This window comes from Pseudomonas sp. LBUM1646, from assembly GCF_059716165.1.
The window spans coordinates 6,020,908-6,040,911 of sequence record NZ_CP166810.1; the positions used below are offsets into that span (position 1 = coordinate 6,020,908).

The window sequence follows — 20,004 nt, forward strand, 5'->3', positions numbered from 1 at the left end:
GGATTACCGTAGGAAAATTCAGCGCGGTTGTGCAAAACGAGTGTGCAATGGCGCGCAGTTTACCCTAATTCACACTCGATTCTGTCGGCGCCACCGCCGCAGGTCGCACCGGAGCCCGTCTCCACTGTGGCAAACCGATCAAGACCACGGCGCTGATGATCACCGCCATCGCAATCGCCTCCTCGATGCCGATGGTCTCGCCGACAAACACAATCCCCAACAACACCGCCACCGCCGGGTTGACGTAGGCATAACTGGTGGCCGCCGCCGGACGTACGTTTTTCAGCAGGTACATGTAGGCGTTGAAGGCAATGATCGAACCGAAGCCGATCAAATAGGCCAACGCGGCCCAACCTTCCATCGGCGGAATGCTATCCAGATGCTCGCCGCTGACCGCGCTGCCGATCAGCAACACAACGCCGCCCACGAGCATTTCCACGGCACTGGCCATCGCGCCTTGAGGCAGCGGCAAGTGTTTGCTCCACACCGAACCGAAAGCCCAGGACGCGGCGGCGAACACCAGCAACGCCGCACCCAGCGGACTCGATTGCAGGTTGGAGCCCAGGTTAAGCATGGCGATGCCGATCAGTCCGAGCACAATCCCGGCCCATTCGAGACGAGTATTACGCGCGCCCCAGAAATAGCCGCAGAGCAAGGTAAACAGCGGCACCGTCGCCACCGCCAGCGCCGCAACACCGGAGGCCACGCCCGTGTGCTCGGCCACGCTCACCGCGCCGTTACCGAAACTGAGCAGCAAAATGCCGATGATCCCCGCCGCTTTCCACTGCGCCCAGGTCGGCGCCGGCGCCCCGCGCCAGCGCAGGAACGCATACATCAGCGTCCCGGCAATCACAAAGCGAATGCCGCCGAGCATCAACGGCGGCCAGTACTGCACGCCGATGCGAATGACCAGATAGGTCGAGCCCCAAATCACGTACAACGCGAAAAAAGCGGCGATCAACGGTAAGGGAAAGCGACGTAAGCCAGGCATTGGGCAGCTCGAAGGCAGGACAAGGAGATTGGATATTCTAGAAAGGCCAGGCAGTAAAAATAAGTTACAAAACCTGTTTATCGCACCCGTACACTTTTCAAAGCACGGAGATCTGCGCGATAAACCGTGTTTTCGAAAGTCATGTCATTTTCAGGAATACCGACGATGGACAAGTACGACCGCATGCTCCTCAGCGCCCTGTTGGAAAACGGTCGCGCGTCCTACGCCGAACTGGCGCGCAAAGTGAACCTCTCCGCCCCGGCCGTGGCCGAGCGCGTGGCCAAACTAGAAGCGTCCGGGGTTATCACCGGTTACCAGGCGAAAGTCGATATGTCGAAAATCGGCCTGCCGATCCAGTGCGTCATCGAACTGCGTCTTAACCAGCACGGTAATCAGAAGGCCTACGACGACCTGATCAAAATCCCGCAACTGACCGAATGCCATCGGGTGACGGGTGATCCGTGCGTGATCATGCAAGCGGCAGTGGGGTCGATGCCGGAATTGGAAGAGTTGATTAATCGCGTGGCCAAGTTTGGGTTTAGCAAGACGTCGATTGTGTTGTCGAGTGCGATAGAGAAACGGGTGCCGTTGGGGCAGTTGGAAGGGAATGGTAAATAGCGATCCCGTAGGAGCTGTCGAGTGAAACGAGGCTGCGATCTTTTGATTTTGCTCTTTAAAAACAAGATCAAAAGATCGCAGCCTCGTTTCACTCGACAGCTCCTACAGGGGTTCAGCGGTGTCGTCAGAATCCGCGAACGCCGCTATATCCGGCGCCCAGCAAACACGGCATATCTTTCAGACGAACCCAAGGTTCTGTCCGCCAGTGCAGCAGGCTCAACGTTCCACCCGCCCATTCCATCAAACGCAAACTTGGCGCTTGATTCGAGCCGACTCCAGCGCCGTCACGCAACATCGGCACCACATGATGGGTCAGCCAACGCCGCAAATTCCGGTTCTCCGGGCAGTAGTGATAGACCAACATCGCGTACACGCCGGACTCGCTCAGCATCAATGTTTCCTGGGGCTCGTCGCTTCCCGATAAACACATCATCCGGCGCTGGTCGGCGTCGAGCTTGAGGGCGTGTCTGCCGTTGATGTCCACACCCATAAGCCGGCCGATATCTCGGGCGCAGAACCAGGCTTCTGCGTGCAGCAAAAAGGCTCGCAATTGGATGTGATGGCGGATGAAGGTTTGGGGGGCGAAGTGAGCAGAGTGTTCAGGGGGATTAGGTGTAATTTTGACCATGTCGATTTCCCTAACAAGAGTTGGAGCTACCGGCATCACTTGCAGATGATGGGTGGCGGCTGTGTGCAGGCCTGCAAGACCGAGTTGTTAGGACCTCGGTAGACCCGAAGGTCTCCCGCACACAGCCACCATAAATCGATGGTCGCCAAATAAAGCGACGCGATTATAGGGGCGCCTGTATGCGCCTAACAAACTATTGGCGGGCTTGCAGACCCGATCGCTACATTGGCAGCGACGCTCAAAAGGTTATCGATGCCCCGGATGAGGGGCAAGACAGACATTCCCTAAAATTCGGTAGGACCGATCATCGAATCGGAGGCGTCGTTAAACACACCAATTAGATCGTTCCCACGCTCCGCGTGGGAATGCAGCCGGGGACGCTCCGCGTCCCAAGAGCGGACGCAGAGCGTCCGGTGAGGCATTCCCACGCGGAGCGTGGGAACGATCATTACAGGGGGATTTGTGGGGTGTCAGTAAGAACCCGTGATGGCGCTTGAGGTTTTAGATCGTTCCCACGCTCCGCGTGGGAATGCAGCCGGGGACGCTCCGCGTCCCAAGAGCGGACGCAGAGCGTCCGGTGAGGCATTCCCACGCGGAGCGTGGGAACGATCATTACAGGGGGATTTGTGGGGTGTCAGTAAGAACCCGTGATGGCGCTTGAGGTTTTAGATCGTTCCCACGCTCCGCGTGGGAATGCAGCCGGGGACGCTCCGCGTCCCAAGAGCGGACGCAGAGCGTCCGGTGAGGCATTCCCACGCGGAGCGTGGGAACGATCATTACAGGGGGATTTTGGGGTGTCAGTAAGAACCCGTGATGGCGCTTGAGGTTGTAGATCGTTCCCACGCTCTGCGTGGGAATGCAGCCAGGGACGCTCCGCGTCCCAAGAGCGGAAGCAGAGCGTCCGGTGAGGCATTCCCACGCGGAGCGTGGGAACGATCATTACAGGGGGATTTGTGGGGTGTCAGTAAGAACCCACGATGGCGCTTGAGGTTGTAGATCGTTCCCACGCTCTGCGTGGGAATGCAGCCAGGGACGCTCCGCGTCCCAAGAGCGGACGCAGAGCGTCCGGTGAGGCATTCCCACGCGGAGCGTGGGAACGATCATTAGGGGGTGTCAGTCAGAAGCCGCGGTGGCGCTTGAGGTGTTCGTTGATCTTCGCCGCCGGCACTTTCTGCAGGCTGATCAGCAGATCATGCGACAACTCGCGCAACCCATGCTTTTGCCGCAGCTCTTCAGCAAGGTGCGTCGTCAGGTTGGCGGCCATCTCGGCATCCGCCATCGCCCGGTGAGCCTTGCCGGTGTTGGGCAGGCAGGCAAACGTGGTGAGCGTACCAAGCTTGTGATTCGGCGCAGCCGGCATCAGGCGCCGAGCCAGCAGCAGCGAGCAGGCAAAGTTCTGCAACCGCGTACGTTTGATCCGCCCCAGTTCAAAATCCCAGAACTTCTGGTCGAACGCCGCGTTATGCGCCAGCAACGGTGTAATACCGACGAATTCATTGACTTCGTTCATCACCTGCTCGGCCGAGGGCGCGGTGCGCAGCATGGCGTTGCTGATGCCGGTCAGTTGTTCGATGAAGGCTGGTACGCGTACGCCGGCGTTCATCAGGCTTTGGTAACGCTCGACGATGCGCCCCTGTTCAAGGATCACCACGGCAATTTCCGTGGCCCGGCAGCTGCTGCTCGGGGAGATCCCGGTGGTTTCAAAGTCGATGACTGCTATGCGTTCCAAACCTGTTTCAACTCCGTAAAAATCAATTCTTGAGCAGCAGTGCGCCTTCGATCGGCACGTAGCGGCTGGCGGCGCGGATCAGCGAGTTGGCGGTCAGGCCCGGTACGCCGTAAGCCACGGCTTGCACGCCATGTTTGCTGATGATGCGCTCCAGCAGCATGTCGAAATCACCGTCGCCGGAGGCCAGCACCACTTCGTCGACGTGATCGGCGGCGTCCATGATGTCGAGGGTGATGCCCACGTCCCAGTCGCCCTTGGCCGAGCCGTCGCTGCGCTGGATGTAGGGCTTGAGCTTCACGACGAAACCGAGGTTGCGCAGGATCTGCTGGAACTGCTGTTGTTTGCTGTCGCCACGATCGATGGCGTAGGCATAGGCCTCGACGATCTCGCCCTGTTTGCTGATGTCAGCCCACAGCGCGGCATAGTTGAAGTGGCAACCATAGGCCTGACGCACGGTGTAATAGAGGTTTTGGACGTCGGCGAACACTGCGATTTTCTTCATCGCATCTCCCTCATGGCGCACAGGCGCAGGCTTGAATCCGGCACTAGGCCCGAAAAGTCGCCCAGTATGCCAGCCTGAAGGATTGTTCCGCGAATAATCGGCCCGGGGCATTTGCACGCCCCGGACGAGTGGTGGGTCAGACGAAGGAATCGTCGTCATCGCCGCCAAAGAACGATGAGCTGTCATCGCTGTAATCGGCGTCGGTGAAATTGCCCTGGTCGTTGGAGTCGTTGCCAGCCGTACGCTGGTCGTTGCCCCAGTCGTTGCTGCTTTGGTCGTTGACCTGGGCCGGCTCTTCCTTGATGACTTCGACGACTTCCTGCGGTTGCTGATTACTGTGGAACAGGCTGCTGATGCCTTGCGCCAGCATCACGCCACCGGCCACGCCGGCCGCGGTTTTCAGCGCACCGCCGAGGAAGCCGCTGCCGACCGGCGCCTGCTGTTGCGGCGCATAGTTTTGCTGCGGAGCGCCGTAGTTCTGTTGCGGCTGTTGCGGTGCACCGAAGTTCTGCTGTGGCGGTTGCGAGTTGAACGATGGCCGTGCCGGTTCACGCCAGCCACCGGTCGATGGCGGCGCGCTTTGCGTCGGCGCAGGCTGCTGATCGCGGGAACCGCCGCCGAAGATGCTCGACAGGAAACCACCGCTGCTCGGGGCCGGCGTCGAAACTTTGGCCTGTTGCAATTCAGCCTGCAATTGCTGGATTTGCTGGGCCTGTTGCTTGTTCTGTTCATCGAGGCTTTTGATCGCAGCCTCTTGCACCAGAATCGCCTGGGTCATGAAATAACCCGCGGCGGGCTGGCGAGTCAGGTGCTCCTTGATCCGCGTCTCGGCCTGGGCGTCGCGCGGGGCTGAGTCCGTTTCGGCCTGTTGCAGCCGGGAAAACAGTCCATCGATCAGGGTTTGTTCTTCGCTGTTCATGGCGACCTCGTAGATTGCCGGGAATATCGTCACCCTCATCCACTGTGGATAAGGTGCCTGACAGTTATGGGGCTGCAACAGGATGTTTCAATGTCCTTTACCTAACGTTTACGTTTGCGCCCCCCGGCGTGTCATCGGTTAAAGTGTGGGACTGCTTTTAACCTGCGATACCGACTGATGAATCCGTTCGAAGTGCTGCGTGACTCCTTGTATTTCTTCAAGCGCAATCTGGGCCAGATCGTGCAACTGTGCCTGCCGCTGGTGATTTTCGAGGCGTTCCTGCAACAAATCGTCGACAACACCACCGAACCGGACAGTTTCCCTGGGTACAGCGTGATCGTCGGTTTGCTGGTGTATCCGCTGTACACCGCCGCGCTGATCCTGTTTCTCGACGCCCGCAGCCGTGGCGAATCGCCGCGCATCCGCGACCTGCTGGCCATGTCCGCGACCCTGTGGCCGCGCTTCGCCCTGCTCACCGCGCTCAATACGCTGCTGATCCTGATTGGCCTGTCGCTGTATTTCCTGCCCGGCATCTGGCTGATGGTGACCCTGGCATTCGCCGAGTATTTGCTGGTGCTGCGCGGCCTGGCGCCATTGGCGGCGATGAAGGAAAGCCTGCGCCTGACCCGCGGCCATTTCCTGCGCATCCTGGTGTGCATCCTGGCGGTGATGGCGCCGTTATGGCTGCTCAAGGGTGCCAGCCTGGAGGTCTACCCGGAGCCACAAAACCCGGTGCTCGGCTTGCTGATCGACAGCGCCCACAGCTTCCTGCAACTGTTCACCAGCGTGGTCCTGTTCCGCCTGTTCATGTTGATCGGCGAAGCGCCTGACAAAAACGACGGAACGGTCTGACCGCTCTACCCTTGGGCGCGGGCACTGCTCTCGGGTATGCTCGGGGTCATCTTTGTAACGCTATAAGCCGAGCCAATGACCCGTCTACTGCGCTACACCCTGTTGAGCCTGCTGCTGCTCGTCGGCTTGATCGGCCTGTTGATCTACAGCGTGACCTGGCGACCCGAAGCCAAGGAAGTGTTGCCAGTCAGTTGCAACGCCAAGGCGCCGACCCTGGTGCCCGGTCAGGCCTTGAAGGTGATGACCTGGAACGTCCAGTACCTGGCGGGCAAACGGTACGTGTTCTGGAATGACCTGGCCCAGGGCGATGACGAAAACCCCACGCTCGAAGACATGGCGTTCAGCCTCGATGAAGTGGCGCGGGTAATTCGTGATGAGCAACCGGACATCGTGTTGCTGCAGGAACTCGATAACGGCGCCAAGGCCAGCGACTATCAGGATCAGTTCAAACTGTTGCAGGAACGAGTCGCCGACCTGTTCCCATGCAGTGCTCACACCTTCGACTGGAAAGCCGACTTCGTCCCTGAGCCGCATATCTTCGGCAGCGTCGGTCGACAACTGGCAACCCTGAGCCGCTACCAGATCGAACATGCCGAGCGCCTGCAATTGCCTGTGATGCAGGCCAACTTCATCAGCCGTCAGTTCAAACCGAAAAATGCTTTGCTGGTGACGTACCTGCCGTTGAGCGATGGCGGGCAGATCGCAGTGTTCAACACCCATCTGGACCGCATCCTCCAGCCTGATGACACCCTGCAGCCGCAGGTGACAGCCGTGGCCAAGGTCCTCGACAAGTACGAAAGCCGTGGCACGCCGTGGCTGATCGGTGGGGATTTCAATCTCTTGCCGCTGGGCCAATACCGACGCCTGCCCGCCGAGCAACGCACGCCCTACTCCGCCGACAGTGCACTGCATGTGCTGTGGGACAAATACCCGATGATTCCTACCAACAACGAAGCCAGCGGTATCGATCGGGCGCAATGGCTGACCCATTACCCGAACGACCCCGGTTTGAATGGCCCGGACCGGACAGTTGATTACCTGTTCTACAGTCCGCGGATCAAGCGGGTCGAGGCTACGGTGCGGCAGGACGATACGTTGCGGATTTCCGATCATTTGCCGGTGATTGCGCGGTTTTTGTTGCCGACAGCACCTTAAAAGATCGCATTCCAATGTAGGAGCTGGCGAAGCCTGCGATCTTTTGATCTTCAGCTTTTACGCGGCTTGATCCGCGCCGTCGCCTCGGCCACCAGCGGATCATCCGGCCAGTAATGTTTCGGATAGCGCCCCTTCAAATCCTTCTTCACCTCGGCATAGGTGCTGCGCCAGAAGTTCGCCAGATCCTGGGTCACCTGCACCGGCCGTCGCGCCGGGGACAGCAGGTGCAGCTTGACCACTTGCCGGCCGCCAGCGATGCGTGGGGTCTCGGCCAGACCGAACAGTTCCTGCAAACGCACCGCCAGAATCGGCGGCTGCTCGCTGTAATCGAGCCGAATCGATGAACCGGACGGCACGCTCAAATGATGCGGCGCCAGTTCATCCAGCCGTTGCGGCAATGGCCACGGCAGCAGGTTATGGACGATGCTCGACAGGTCCAGATTGGCGAAGTGACTGAGCCGCGAGACTTTCCCCAGATACGGCATCAACCAGTGTTCAAGGCTTTTGAGCAGCGCGGCGTCGCTGACATCCGGCCATTCACTTTCACCCTTCGCGCCAAGGTCCAGTTGCCGTAACAACGCCACCCGCGCCTGCCACTGACGCAGCTCCGGGGTCCACGGCAACAGCTCCAGTCCTTTGCGCCGCACCAGATTGACCAGCGCCTGACTGCGGGCGGTTTCGTCGAGGCCGGTCAAGGGTTCGCGGCTGAGGATCAACTCGCCAACCTTGCGCTGGCGCTCGGCCCGCAGCACGCCTTCACGCTCGTCCCAATCCAACTGATCAACGCAGCGCACCTGTTCGGCCAATACCGAATCGAACAACGCCGGATCGAAATCCGCCGCCAGATAAATCCGCTCTTCACGCTGGCCCTGGCGACTGCCGAGATCGGCAATCACCAGCCACGGTTGCTTCATCAAACTGTCGGCCTCGGCGAACAACGCCGCCCGGCCGTTGGCCAAACGATACTCAGCGCCACCGGCCCGCCGCTGTTGCGCGACCCGATCCGGGTAGGCCAACGCCAGCAGCGCGCCAAGCCAACGCGGATGATCCGGGTCGCTGACTGGCTCAGAGGCTTTCCCGCGCAAGTAGCCGCGATACTGCCGTGCCAATTGCCGAGCCCGTTGCACGCCACCCTGAGCACCGCGAGCGGCGCGCTCTTCGCCGGACAACAGCACCAAGCGACTGTGCAGATCGGCGCCGGCACCGCGCAAGATATCCCGCTCACCCAGCAGGGCCGCGACATCGCACGCCATGTCCGCCAGCCCCAACGCCTGACCGCGCAACAGCAAGTGGCCGATACGCGGATGCGCCGGCAGTTCGGCCATTGCCTGGCCGTGCCGGGTCAACGCTTCGCCGTCCAGTGCGCCGAGGCGATCGAGCAAATCCTGAGCCTGTGCATAAGCGGCCGCAGGCGGCACGTCGAGCCAGACCAATTGACCCGGTGACACGCCCCAGCGACCGAGCTGCAACGCCAACCCGGCAAGGTCCGCCGAGAGAATTTCGGCACTGGCGTACGCCGCCAGTTGTTCGTGCTGATCCTGCGACCACAACCGATAACACACCCCCGGTTCCAGGCGCCCGGCCCGGCCTGCACGCTGAGTGGCGCTGGCGCGCGAGATGCGCTGAGTGTCGAGGCGGGTCATGCCGCTGCCGGGGTCGAAACGCGGGACCCGCGCCAACCCGGCATCGATCACCACGCGCACGCCGTCGATGGTCAGGCTGGTCTCGGCAATGTTGGTGGCCAGCACCACTTTGCGCTTACCAGCAGGCGCCGGATCGATCGCGGCACGTTGCGCGGCCAGATCGAGCTCACCGTGCAACGGACAGAGCAAAACCTGCGTGCTTTCACCCAGCGCATCGGCCAGCTGTTGATGCACCCGACGGATCTCCGCCTGCCCCGGCAGGAACACCAGCACACTGCCGGTTTCATCATTCAAGGCTTCGAGGATGGTTTGCACCAACCGTGGCTCGATGAATTCACCGGGCTGGAACGGCCGCCCCCAGCGCATCGCCACCGGGTACATGCGCCCTTCGCTGCGCAGGATCGGCGCGTCATCGAGCAACCCGGCCAGGCGTTCGCCTTCCAGAGTGGCCGACATCAGCAGGATTTTCAGCGGTTGGTCTTCGCGAAAGAGCTCCCGGCCATTCAGGCTCAGGGCCAGCGCCAGGTCTGCGTCGAGGCTGCGCTCGTGGAATTCGTCGAAGATCAGCAGGCCCACGCCATCCAGCGCCGGATCATCCTGCAAACGCCGGGTGAGAATGCCTTCGGTGACCACTTCGATGCGGGTGTTGGGGCCGACTTTGCTGTCGAGGCGAATGCGATAGCCGACGGTTTCGCCGACCTTCTCGCCCAACTCACTGGCCAAACGCTCCGCCGCCGCCCGTGCCGCAAGGCGACGCGGTTCGAGCATCAGAATCGTCTGCCCAGCCAGCCACGGCTCGTGGAGCAAGGCCAATGGCACGCGGGTAGTTTTACCGGCGCCGGGCGGTGCTTCGAGCACGGCTTCGTGGCGTGTCGCCAAGGCTTCACGCAGGGCGGGTAAAACTTCATCAATCGGCAAAGAAATCATGCTGGCTCCCGGACAAGCCGGAAAGTATAACGGCGAAGCCCCACTCCCGATGCGGTCGCATGTTCAGAAACTAGACGTTGAAAGCTGTCCGTATGCGTTCTGCTATTTCAAGCAAGGTAACCCCACGCATCCCCATCGCTTTCATGTCGACGGTCAACGAAGGCATAACCTCCAGAAATTGCCGCAAATCGTCTGCGATGCTTGCTGGCAGCTCAAAGTCAGCATCCGCGGAAAGAAGACCCGACAAAATAACAATGTCTTTCAGGTGTTTATTGCTCTTGCGGCCCGCGTTTGGCTCTGCACATTCAGGGCGACTGAGGTTAGTCCAAGCCTGTGCTTTAAGCGGAATCAGTCGATCGACACCGATATAGGAAAGATCCTCCGTGTCACTGCGACCCGCGACGATAAATGCGTAATAGGCCTCGTCGAGCAGGATTGCAGACAGGTCGGAAATTTCTCCGTCTACAGGTACCGGAGTCAGATGAGCACCTTCTGGCAGTAACAAGCCTTCCGGAGCTCGTGAAAATAACTCCAGAAGTACGGGGTAGCTGTCATCGGTGGGATTGCCGAATCTGTAGCGCCTTGTCGGTCCATCAAGCGCCTGACGTTCCGTGTAACCTCCACGCCTTACAAACTCCCAGAATTCAGCACCGAACACGTCATCCAAAGCCTCAACGATAAGGACGATGTCCAGATCACGTGTCGCTCGGAACGTGATGCCGGCTTCTTCAAGTGTCAGGCTGGCCGCAACGCCGCCGATGAGTACATATCGATCAACATAGCCGGCGAAGGCTGCGCGAAAGGTATCCAACCCTTTTACCATTCGATTTTCTCCATCATTTCATCAAGGCTGATCTGGACTCTTTCATCAGCAGCAAGCCTCAGGCTGAGAAAGAGAGAGAGGGGATCAACGCTCTCGCTCGACACTGGAACACAGGTTTCGCCGCGAATGTGGTCGGGTGAGTAACTCCAGATTTCAATCTCAAAATGTGCGTTATCGAGCTGGCCGATTTCTTTACGGCCCGAACGCAGAACCTCCCGGTCCCACCCTTCTTTGGTGAACGCGATGACTGGAATCAACGGTTCCTCAAGCAAGGAAGCTTTGCTGAGCGCCGACAGACCGGCTGCTCGCTGTATCAAGGGAGGCCAGTCAGAAAAAACCACACGTTTCACCGGGCTCTGCATCACCGGCAGGGCTTTTTCCCAGATGATTTTTGGAGACGCGACAAAGCGCCAGCGCGGCGACTTTTCATTGATGGCGGGCTCTATCAATCCGAACGATTGAAATTCTTTCATCGCCCTCGAAGTGGTCATTTTGGAGTACTGGTCGAGATCAGCCAGGTCTACACCTCGAAACAAATAATCCTCATCCCAGCCACGGATAATGGCAGCGATGAGTAACGCTTGGCTCGCAGGGCTCATGGCGTTTTTTTCGAGCAGTCTGCTGCGATAGAACTCACGTAGATCCAGTCCAAGCTGTGGAGCAAAGAGCTGATTGCCGGGTACAACGAACTCGACGCCGGACTCGATAAGACGTTTACGCTCAAATGATTTAAGGGCGCCGGTCGCATAGAGAATCGGCTGATCTACAGTTTTTTTCAGAATATCGAGGTGCTTGCGAATCTTCACCGCATTTTCAAAAGGTTCTTGGGCGAGCAGTACAAGGATCTCGCGACCATAAAGCGTCACGGTATCGAAGGCGTATTCATCCAAGAGGTAGAAGGGTAATTGCTTGGACTTTGTCCAACGTTTGATTTCGGGCCTGGCCCCGAAAATCGACTCGAAGTAATTTTGAATCTCTTGCCGGCTGGTTTTCATTTCAGCGCCCGGTAACGTGTTTTCCGCACAGTAACAGCGAGGATGTTACTGTGCAATTATTGCGTTACCAAAAACAGCATCAATGCATATCACCAAGGCTTCACGCAGAGCGGGTAAAACTTCATCAATCGGCAAAGAAATCATGCTGGCTCCCAAACAGAGCGGCGAGTATAACGGCGAACTGCTTGGCATTAATCACAGTCCTAATTCATATAGATGCCCATTCGTTTTCAAATGACCCAGGAGATTTCCTATGCGTATTCCCTTTCGCCTGATTGGCGGTGTTCTGGTCGCCACCCTGCTGACCCAGGTGACTGCCTGCGGATCGATTTTCTACCCGGACCGTCGCGGCCAGATCGACGGCAAGATCGACCCGGCCATCGCAGTTCTCGATGCCGTCGGCCTGCTGTTCTACATCGTCCCTGGCCTGATCGCTTTCGCCGTGGACTTCGCCACCGGTGCGATTTATTACGAACCGGGCAAGACTGCCCAGGTTGCGCCGGAAAAACTCAAGGAAGCGATCGGCCCGGACGGCCAGGTCGATAACCGCAAGTTGCAGACTATTCTTGAAACCGAACTGGGCCGCAGCTTCCCGCTCGACGACCCACGCCTGATCCAGCACAAGGGCAGCACTCAGCAACTGGCCATGTTCGGGCTGCAACCTGCTGCGTAATCCGTGCACTTAAAGGAAAAGCCGTACCCATGACCACCAGCCTCGAACACGCTCGCCTTCTGCGGTTGGCGACCCGCGCCTCCGTGGCGGTGGCCTGTATGTTGATCATTGCCAAATCCATCGCCTGGTGGCTGAGCGGTTCGGTGAGCATGCTCGCCGGGTTGACGGACTCGGCACTCGACGGCATCACCTCGCTGCTCAACCTGCTGGCGGTGCATTACGCCTTGCGGCCGGCCGATGACGATCATCGTTACGGCCATGGCAAGGCTGAATCGCTGTCGGGCATGGCTCAGGCGCTGTTCATTGGCGGCAGTGCGGTGTTGATTGCCTTCCAGGCCTTCGAGCGGTTGAAACATCCGGAACCGGTGGGCGCGCCGTGGATCAGCATCGGCGTGATCATTTTTTCCCTCGCGCTGACCGTGGCCTTGCTGATGCTGCAACATCGGGTCATCAAGGCCACCGGCTCCAATGCCGTGCGCGCCGACTCCCTGCATTACCGTTCAGATCTGTTGCTCAACGGCAGCATTCTGGTCGCGCTGGTGCTGGCCGGGTTCGGCTGGCACCAACTGGACGCCTGGTTCGGTCTGGGGATTGCCGTGTACATCCTCTGGAGCGCAGTGCAGATCGCCCGGGAAAGTTTTGCAGTGCTGATGGATGAAGAACTGCCGGCGGATGTCAGTCAGCACATGCTGGAACTGGCGTGCGGCGTACCAGGAGTACTGGGCGCGCATGACTTGCGCACGCGGATTTCCGGTAACCACTGGTTTGTACAGTTGCATCTGGAATTGCCGGGAGAGTTGACGTTGTCAGTCGCTCACGGCATCAGCGATCAAGCCGCCGATGCCATTCACGCCGCCTACCCGCGAGCCGAAGTGCTGGTGCACGCCGACCCGCAGGAAGTGGTGCTGGCGGCCAAGGCTTAGAAAGTCACCTGATAACCGCGGCTGCTCAGGCAGTTGCCCTGGGCCTGGCGGTAGGCTTGCACCACCGACGGGTCGGGTTGGTAGGTCGCGGTTTGCGGATTGAAGCCGCTTTGCTGCACCGCGTATTGCGAGCACTCATAACCGTCCTGGGCGACCTGTTCCGGCGACTGGCCGTTGGCCGGATACGCCGTCACGTCAATGCCGTTGCTGGTCGGTTGCGGTTGCGGGGCGCCTACCGGCGGTTCGACCACCACGTAATCCTGAGTGCTTTGTTCGTAGGCGTAGTAAGAACCGGCCGCGAGGAACAACAGCGCCCCGCCAATCCACACCTCACGGGCGTAGTCGGGCATGTAGTGCACGCGAATCCCGCGCGGCGGCTGAACTACTACGTAGCGCGGACCTTGCGGGCGATACCAGTAGCCGCCGGAGTAGAAGTAATCCTGGCCACGGTACGGCACACGGAAGTTGCGATCCGGGAAGCGATCGATCACATGACCCGGACGATATTGCGGACCGGAGCCCCAACCGTTGCCATGTCCGCTCGGACGACCTTCCCAGCGATGGTCATCGGGACGCGGGCCCTGATTGCCGTTCTGCCAATGCTGGTTGTTATCGTTGCGGCGCGGCACGTCCTGATAGTTACCGTAGCGAGGTTGTTGGGTCTGGCGCACGGTATCGGGCCGGCCCTGGATCGGCAGGCTATTGGCCGGTAGTTGTGGCGGCGGCGGTGCAGGTCGAACCTGGGTGCTGGCATCGTGAGGCTGACGGTTCTGCCATTGGCCGTCGTTCCGGTTCTGGCCGTTGTGCTCGAACTGGCGACTGTTCTCGCCACGAATGATTTCGTTGTTCTGCTGACGCGGTTGATTCTGCTGCGGATTGTTCTGCGGCCGCGGCTGATTTTGTTGTGGGTTATTTTGCGGGCGCGGCTGATTCTGATTATCGCCGCCATGCCCCTGATTATTACCCTGATGCTCCGGCCCGCGCTGCCCGCCATGGGGGCTGCGGCTTTCCTGATCATCAGCGAGCGATTGCGCGCTGACACTTACACACAGCAAACCAACACCGGCCAAACGCCAGATGCGCGACTTCATGCTCTTCCTCACTGCGGGTTAGGGCTTGTACTTAAGACTGGGAAAGCACAGACCGGTTCTGCAACAGGTTATCAGTCACGCAACTTATTTATTGAGCGGCGACGACAATTTGCACGCAATCGGCATAGGAGGCGGCCTTCTCAGGCCGCTCCCCTGCCACACCACCCGGCATGCGGGTCCGCACCGGGCGGTTCGAGAGATTGAGGTTATGAGAGACGTACCAATCCCAGCCTGTCGAACCATGCAATATTCAGCACACGGTTTAACTCAAAACGGCTATTACGCCACCAGCGATGAGAGTTGCTGGCCACCCTGACTGCCACCTGTTGACTCGCCCCCAGCGTTCGAAGCTCGCGATATATCTTAGGGCCCCGTTTCCACTGCCTGAGTTGGATTGCTCTTAATCGATGTCGTATCCACTCATCCAGCTTGCGCCAGACCGCAGGTGTTTGCGACAACGTGAAGTAAGCTTTCCAACCCAGAAGATAGGGCCGAAGATTATCTGCGATCTGTTGCAAGCTGCGACCGCACGATCGTCGAGTGAGCCAGCGGATACGCTGCTTGAACTGCTTTTGCGCCTTGTAAGAGACTGCGCGCCTGACTTCGCCTCGGACCGTCCATAACTCATAGCCCAAGAACTTACGACCAAGCGCACTCGTCACTGCACTCTTGCTCTCGTTGACGCTCAAGTGCAGCTTTTCGTACAACCGCCTCAGCAGGGCCATCACTCGCTGCCCGGCCTTCTGGCTACGAACATACACATTCGCATCGTCGGCATAGCGCACGAAACAATGACCTCGACGCTCAAGCTCTCGATCCACTTCATCCAGCAGCACGTTCGCCAGTAACGGCGACAGCGGGCCGCCTTGCGGCGCCCCGCAGCGGCTTTTCTCGATCACTCCATTGATCAGCGTCCCCGCGTCCAGATAAGTCCGAATCAGTCGGATAACCGCCCGATCCGTGATCCGTTTGCGTAAACGATCAATCAAAATGTCGTGATCAACCCGGTCGAAGAACTTTTCCAGGTCTACATCCACGACCACTTTTCGGCCTGAGGATACGTAACGCTGAGCCGCCAAAACGGCGTCCTGCCCACGACGCCCCGGACGAAAGCCGTAGCTGTGTTCACTGAAAGTTGGATCAAGTAATGGCTGCAAGACTTGCAGCAACGCTTGTTGAATCAGCCGATCGGTAACCGTCGGGATACCCAACTCGCGTTCACCGCCGTCAGGTTTGGGAATGACTACGCGCTTTACCGGGCTGGGCCGGTAGGCGCCTGAAAGAAGCTGCTCACAAATCCTCGGCCATTGGCTCAACAAATATTCGGCGGTCTGTTCAATATCCAGACCATCGATACCTGCTGCCCCTTTGTTGGCTTTGACCCGCTTCCACGCCCGTTTCAAGTTCTCTTTCGCAAAGGCCCGCTTCAGCAGCCCTTGCCCTGCGTTGTCGGTTTCATTTTGCGGGCGATTGACCTCGTCGCTGACGGAGCTTCTCACGGCTTCACCGTTCGCAGTCTCCATCCGCCCCGCGTTTGGCAGGCATCTGACTTCCGGTTTCTCGCATCAACATGGCCTATAACGCTTTCTCTCGTTTGGCCCTTCGTCAAAAAAAAGATGACTACTACGACCTCTGCTGACTTCTCGCTCCGATTCGCACCGTCGCCCTTTCAGGCGCAAGGCGAGATCTCCCCAGGTAAGGACGCAATCCTTCACCACACAACCGCCGGATTTACGCAGCCTGATCCTTGACCACAAGAGCTTCGCGGTTTTATGCCCGCTCGCCCTGATCGGCTTCGCCTTGTATCCGATTCTTGTCCATCGGCTCATGGCTTCGATTCACGCTTCCTCCCCACACTCGGTCGCCCTCATGCAGTTGCGCTTCACTTCGTTCGCTGTGGTCAGCTTACGGCGGGACTTTCACCCACAAGATTGCGCCCATGCTGGGCGCACATAAAAAAGGGAGACCCGTCGGCCTCCCTTTGAGAACTTCGTCCGTGCTCGACGCTTATGACGTCGGCTCACCTCACGCCGTCTTCTGGACAGTGTGTAGCTCGGGGGCCGGCACATCCCCGGTGGGGGTGGCGGCCGCAGCTGGCCTGATTGGGCGAGCCGCTGTGGACTGTTTGTCCGAGCAGTGATTCTGGTAATAAGAATAGGCCTGGGGCGCTGGTACAGGATTGCGAAGATTGCTCAAATAAACATCACTTGCGCAATTTTTAACCCTGGATAGATAATCCTCCGCAATAGTTACGACAAAGGATTGATTGATGAGCAAACTCGACCGTTACGACCTGAGCATTTTGGCGGAATTGCAGCGTGACGCGCGCATCTCCAACCAGGAGCTGGCCGAACGCATCGGCCTGTCGCCTTCGCCTTGCTCGCGCCGCGTCAAACAGCTGGAAGACGACGGCTACATCTCCCGCCAGGTGGCTTTGCTGGACCGCAAGATGCTCGGCCTGAGCCTCACGGCTTACGTGCTGATCGGCATGGATCGCCATACACCCGAACGTTTTGAAAACTTCGAAGCGGCGATTCGGACCTTGCCGCAAGTGCTGGAATGCAGCCTGGTGACCGGAATGGATGCCGACTATCAGCTCAAGGTGGTGGTGCCGGACATGGATCACTACCAGAAACTGCTGCTGGGGCATTTGACCCGGATTGAAGGGGTGACAAGTGTGCGGTCGAGTTTTGTGTTGAATCAGGTGTTGAACAGCACCGAGTTGCCGCTGACGCATCTGCGCAGCTGAGGACGCCTTCGCGGGCAAGCCTCGCTCCTACAGATTATGCGCGATGATCGTTCCCACGCTCCGCGTGGGAATGCTGCCTCGGACGCTCCGCGTCCGGCGTGAATCGTGACGCAGAGCGTCACAAGATGCATTCCCACGCAGAGCGTGGGAACGATCACTCTCCAGAGCGACCAATGACCGCGACACACCGACGCAGGTCAATGCCCCGCCATTCCCCATAGGCGTATACTCGCCCCCGCCCTTTTAGCCCCGCCCGCGCTGGAGATGTACGATGGATCCTGCAGTATTTGAAGAGTGGATGATGACTGGCCTGGTCAGCATCCTGATCATTTTCATGGGTTTCATCGTCTGGGACCTGGCGAAGAAATCGAAGGCCGGCAAGTTCGGCACCATGATTCTGTTCTTCGTGCTGGGCCTGGGAATCTTTGCGTTCATCATCAAAAGCGTGGTCATCGCTTACATCGAAAACCATTCATAACCGCGCCGGCACTTCCTTCCACTGGCCCTGATCGAGCCCTTCGATCGACCAGTCGCCGATTCTGACCCGCACCAAACGCAACGTCGGCAAACCGACCGCCGCAGTCATGCGCCGCACCTGACGGTTACGCCCTTCACGAATCACCAGCTCCAGCCAAGTGGTCGGCACGCTTTTGCGAAAACGCACCGGCGGATTGCGCGGCCACAGCTCTGGCTCTGCAAGCTGTCGCGCCTCGGCGGGCAAGGTCATGCCGTCGTTCAGCTCGACGCCATCGCGCAAGCGCTGCAACTGCTCGGCGCTCGGCTCGCCTTCCACTTGCACCCAATAGGTCTTGGCCAGTTTGTGTTTCGGGTCGGCGATCCGCGCCTGAAGCTGGCCGTCGTTGGTCAGCAGCAGCAAACCTTCGCTGTCGCGGTCCAGCCGGCCAGCCGGGTAGATGCCGGGAATATCGATGAAATCCTTGAGCGTCGCCCGCCCTTCACCGTCGCTGAATTGCGTCAGCACATCGAACGGTTTATTGAACAGAATCAGCTTCGGCTCGGCCGGCGGCGCTTTGGCGACACGGCGCGGGGCTGATTGTGGGCTATTCGCGCCTGGGCGGCGGGAAACGGGACGTGGAGGACGAGACATGGGAAAAGGAACATCTAACGGTCAGGGCTGACAATGCTAGTGCCCCGACCGTCAAATGACCATGACTGTTAGCGGAACGGCGGCTCGTCGAAGCTGCGCAGTTTGCGCGAGTGCAACGAGTTGAGCTCGGTGCGCAACAGATCCACCGCCTCGATACCGATCTTCAAGTGCTGGCTGACCGCGCGCTCATAGAAGGCGTTGGCCGAACCCGGCAGCTTGATTTCGCTGTGCAACGGTTTGTCCGAGACACAGAGCAACGTGCCGTACGGCACCCGCAAGCGATAACCCTGAGCGGCGATGGTGCCGCTTTCCATGTCCACGGCTACAGCGCGGGACAGGTTGATCAACGGTCGCTCCTGAGCCCAGCGCAGCTCCCAGTTACGGTCGTCGTAGGTCAGCACGGTGCCGGTGCGCAGGCGTTTTTTCAGCTCGTCGCCCTTCTCGCCGGTGATGTTGGCCGCCGCTTGCTGCAACGCCATCTGCACTTCGGCCAGGGCCGGGATCGGAATATTCGGCGGCACGACCCGGTCGAGAATCCCGTCGCGGCGCATGTAGGCGTGAGCCAGCACGTAGTCGCCAATGGTCTGGGACTGACGCAAGCCGCCGCAGTGGCCGATCATCAGCCAGCAATGTGGACGCAGCACGGCCAGGTGGTCGGTGATGTTCTTGGCGTTGGACGGGCCGACGCCGATGTTTACCAATGTCACACCGTGGCCATCGCTGGCGATCAGGTGATAGGCCGGCATCTGGTATCGGTGCCAGACCACGCCCGCGGCAATCGCCGAGGCTTCGCCGTGGTCCATGCTCTTTTCGATGATCACGTTGCCCGGCAAGACCATGCGCACAAAACGCGGATCACTGCGCAGTTGCTCCAGGCCATGGACGATGAACTGGTCAACGTAGCGGTGGTAGTTGGTCAGCAGGATCCACGGCTGTACATGACGCCAGTCGCTGCCGGTGTAATGCACCAGCCGGCGCAGGGAGAAATCCACCCGTGCCGCATCGAACAGCGCCAGGGGCAGCGGATCGGTGTTTTCCCAGTCGTACAAGCCATCGGCGATGCCGTCGGTGGCGGCGGACAGGTCGGTACTCGGGAACACCCGCGCCAGCGTGGCCGCGGTGACGCCGGAACCGGCCAGTTCATCGCCCTGCTCGACCACGTACGGATAAGGAATGTTCTGCTTGCTCACGCCGACTTCCACCGTGACGGTGAAGTCGTGCATCAAGGGAACCAGTTGTTCCAGCAGGTATTTACGAAAAGCTGCCGGGTGGGTGACGGTGACGCTGTAGGTCCCGGGCAACTGAACCTTGGCGTAAGCGCGGGTGGTTTGTGGGACTTCGCCCTGACAGAGGTAGGTCAGGCGTAGTTCGGGATAACGAAACATCGCACGCTGTTCAGCGTCCGGTTCGACACGATCCTTGAGGTAACGCTTGAGCGCCTGATTCAGCGCAGAGGTTGCCTGCTCATGCAGGGCGGCGAGCCGGTCTACGGCTTGTTCGGCGGTTTGAACAACAATAAACGCTTCGGTCACGATCAGCTTCCTGTGTTCTGACTTGCAGACCTTCATCTTGCCTGCATCGTCGTCTGACGGGAACCGCGAAAAAAGATCGCAGCCTTCGGCAGCTCCGACAGGGATTCATCGAGCACCTGCAGGAGCTGCTGAAGGCTGCGATCTTT

Annotated in this window: 19 protein-coding genes; 7 read left to right on the forward strand and 12 right to left on the reverse strand. The window is 59.3% G+C overall.

Features of this window, described 5'->3' with window-relative positions; translation table 11 throughout:
* Positions 1 to 64 precede the first annotated feature (64 nt).
* Complete coding sequence (gene yedA / locus ACA071_RS27475) at positions 65 to 991, reverse strand: drug/metabolite exporter YedA (protein ID WP_497641940.1); 927 nt, start codon at positions 989 to 991, stop codon at positions 65 to 67.
* A 165-nt stretch (positions 992 to 1,156) separates the two neighbouring features.
* Here yedA and ACA071_RS27480 point away from each other — a divergent pair, with 165 nt between their 5' ends.
* Positions 1,157 to 1,609 (forward strand): Lrp/AsnC family transcriptional regulator, encoded by a 453-nt coding sequence (locus tag ACA071_RS27480; RefSeq protein ID WP_497641941.1) that lies wholly within the window; start codon positions 1,157 to 1,159, stop codon positions 1,607 to 1,609.
* A gap of 124 nt (positions 1,610 to 1,733) precedes the next feature.
* Here the strand turns inward: ACA071_RS27480 and ACA071_RS27485 are convergent, their stop codons facing one another.
* From ACA071_RS27485 to ACA071_RS27500, 4 genes are all read right to left on the reverse strand, one after another.
* Complete coding sequence (locus ACA071_RS27485; protein WP_497641942.1) at positions 1,734 to 2,237, reverse strand: BRO-N domain-containing protein; 504 nt, start codon at positions 2,235 to 2,237, stop codon at positions 1,734 to 1,736.
* 1,117 nt (positions 2,238 to 3,354) lie between these two features.
* A complete protein-coding gene (locus ACA071_RS27490; protein WP_497641943.1) occupies positions 3,355 to 3,966 on the reverse strand; it encodes a 3'-5' exonuclease in 612 nt (203 codons plus the stop codon).
* Between the two features lie 22 nt (positions 3,967 to 3,988).
* On the reverse strand, positions 3,989 to 4,468 hold the full coding sequence (locus tag ACA071_RS27495; protein WP_054616703.1) for a LabA-like NYN domain-containing protein: 480 nt from the start codon (positions 4,466 to 4,468) through the stop codon (positions 3,989 to 3,991).
* Positions 4,469 to 4,604: 136 nt separating this feature from the next.
* Positions 4,605 to 5,387 (reverse strand): DUF2076 domain-containing protein, encoded by a 783-nt coding sequence (locus ACA071_RS27500; RefSeq protein ID WP_497641944.1) that lies wholly within the window; start codon positions 5,385 to 5,387, stop codon positions 4,605 to 4,607.
* 177 nt (positions 5,388 to 5,564) lie between these two features.
* Here ACA071_RS27500 and ACA071_RS27505 point away from each other — a divergent pair, with 177 nt between their 5' ends.
* Together ACA071_RS27505 and ACA071_RS27510 are read left to right on the forward strand one after the other, a co-directional pair.
* Positions 5,565 to 6,239, forward strand: coding sequence for a YciC family protein (locus ACA071_RS27505; RefSeq protein ID WP_169372946.1), 675 nt, complete (start codon positions 5,565 to 5,567; stop codon positions 6,237 to 6,239).
* A 75-nt stretch (positions 6,240 to 6,314) separates the two neighbouring features.
* Positions 6,315 to 7,394: an endonuclease/exonuclease/phosphatase family protein gene (locus ACA071_RS27510; RefSeq protein WP_497641945.1), complete on the forward strand. Its 1,080-nt coding sequence runs from the start codon at positions 6,315 to 6,317 to the stop codon at positions 7,392 to 7,394.
* A gap of 50 nt (positions 7,395 to 7,444) precedes the next feature.
* On the opposite strand, the gene hrpB is transcribed toward ACA071_RS27510, so the two are convergent.
* The 3 genes from hrpB to ACA071_RS27525 form a co-directional block, all read right to left on the reverse strand.
* Positions 7,445 to 9,964: an ATP-dependent helicase HrpB gene (gene hrpB, locus ACA071_RS27515; protein ID WP_497641946.1), complete on the reverse strand. Its 2,520-nt coding sequence runs from the start codon at positions 9,962 to 9,964 to the stop codon at positions 7,445 to 7,447.
* Positions 9,965 to 10,034: 70 nt separating this feature from the next.
* A complete protein-coding gene (locus tag ACA071_RS27520) occupies positions 10,035 to 10,787 on the reverse strand; it encodes a hypothetical protein (RefSeq protein ID WP_497641947.1) in 753 nt (250 codons plus the stop codon).
* The gene (locus tag ACA071_RS27525; protein ID WP_497641948.1) at positions 10,781 to 11,782 is read right to left on the reverse strand and encodes a hypothetical protein; all 1,002 of its coding nucleotides are present in this window, start codon (positions 11,780 to 11,782) and stop codon (positions 10,781 to 10,783) included. The genes ACA071_RS27520 and ACA071_RS27525 overlap by 7 nt, the downstream gene beginning before the upstream one ends.
* Positions 11,783 to 12,035: 253 nt before the next feature.
* On the opposite strand from ACA071_RS27525, the gene pmcY reads away from it, so the two are divergent.
* Complete coding sequence (pmcY, locus tag ACA071_RS27530; RefSeq protein ID WP_497641949.1) at positions 12,036 to 12,455, forward strand: periplasmic Zn2+ metallochaperone PmcY; 420 nt, start codon at positions 12,036 to 12,038, stop codon at positions 12,453 to 12,455.
* 29 nt (positions 12,456 to 12,484) lie between these two features.
* The gene (locus tag ACA071_RS27535; protein ID WP_497641950.1) at positions 12,485 to 13,378 is read left to right on the forward strand and encodes a cation diffusion facilitator family transporter; all 894 of its coding nucleotides are present in this window, start codon (positions 12,485 to 12,487) and stop codon (positions 13,376 to 13,378) included.
* On the opposite strand, the gene ACA071_RS27540 is transcribed toward ACA071_RS27535, so the two are convergent.
* Together ACA071_RS27540 and ltrA are read right to left on the reverse strand one after the other, a co-directional pair.
* On the reverse strand, positions 13,375 to 14,469 hold the full coding sequence (locus tag ACA071_RS27540) for a DUF6515 family protein (RefSeq protein WP_497641951.1): 1,095 nt from the start codon (positions 14,467 to 14,469) through the stop codon (positions 13,375 to 13,377). The two genes, ACA071_RS27535 and ACA071_RS27540, sit on opposite strands and share 4 nt — an antisense overlap.
* 206 nt (positions 14,470 to 14,675) lie before the next feature.
* The gene (gene ltrA, locus ACA071_RS27545) at positions 14,676 to 15,992 is read right to left on the reverse strand and encodes a group II intron reverse transcriptase/maturase (RefSeq protein ID WP_497641952.1); all 1,317 of its coding nucleotides are present in this window, start codon (positions 15,990 to 15,992) and stop codon (positions 14,676 to 14,678) included.
* A 746-nt stretch (positions 15,993 to 16,738) separates the two neighbouring features.
* Here ltrA and ACA071_RS27550 point away from each other — a divergent pair.
* The gene (locus ACA071_RS27550; protein ID WP_007937367.1) at positions 16,739 to 17,218 is read left to right on the forward strand and encodes an Lrp/AsnC family transcriptional regulator; all 480 of its coding nucleotides are present in this window, start codon (positions 16,739 to 16,741) and stop codon (positions 17,216 to 17,218) included.
* Positions 17,219 to 17,489: 271 nt separating this feature from the next.
* Complete coding sequence (locus ACA071_RS27555; RefSeq protein ID WP_054052468.1) at positions 17,490 to 17,696, forward strand: DUF2788 domain-containing protein; 207 nt, start codon at positions 17,490 to 17,492, stop codon at positions 17,694 to 17,696.
* Here ACA071_RS27555 and ACA071_RS27560 read toward each other — a convergent pair.
* Entirely contained in the window at positions 17,691 to 18,326 is a 636-nt protein-coding gene (locus ACA071_RS27560) for a pseudouridine synthase (RefSeq protein ID WP_497641953.1), read from the reverse strand. The genes ACA071_RS27555 and ACA071_RS27560 overlap by 6 nt on opposite strands.
* A gap of 68 nt (positions 18,327 to 18,394) precedes the next feature.
* Positions 18,395 to 19,894 carry an AMP nucleosidase gene (gene amn, locus ACA071_RS27565; protein WP_177332738.1) on the reverse strand — a complete coding sequence of 500 codons (1,500 nt, stop codon included), beginning with the start codon at positions 19,892 to 19,894 and terminating at the stop codon, positions 18,395 to 18,397.
* Positions 19,895 to 20,004 lie beyond the last annotated feature (110 nt).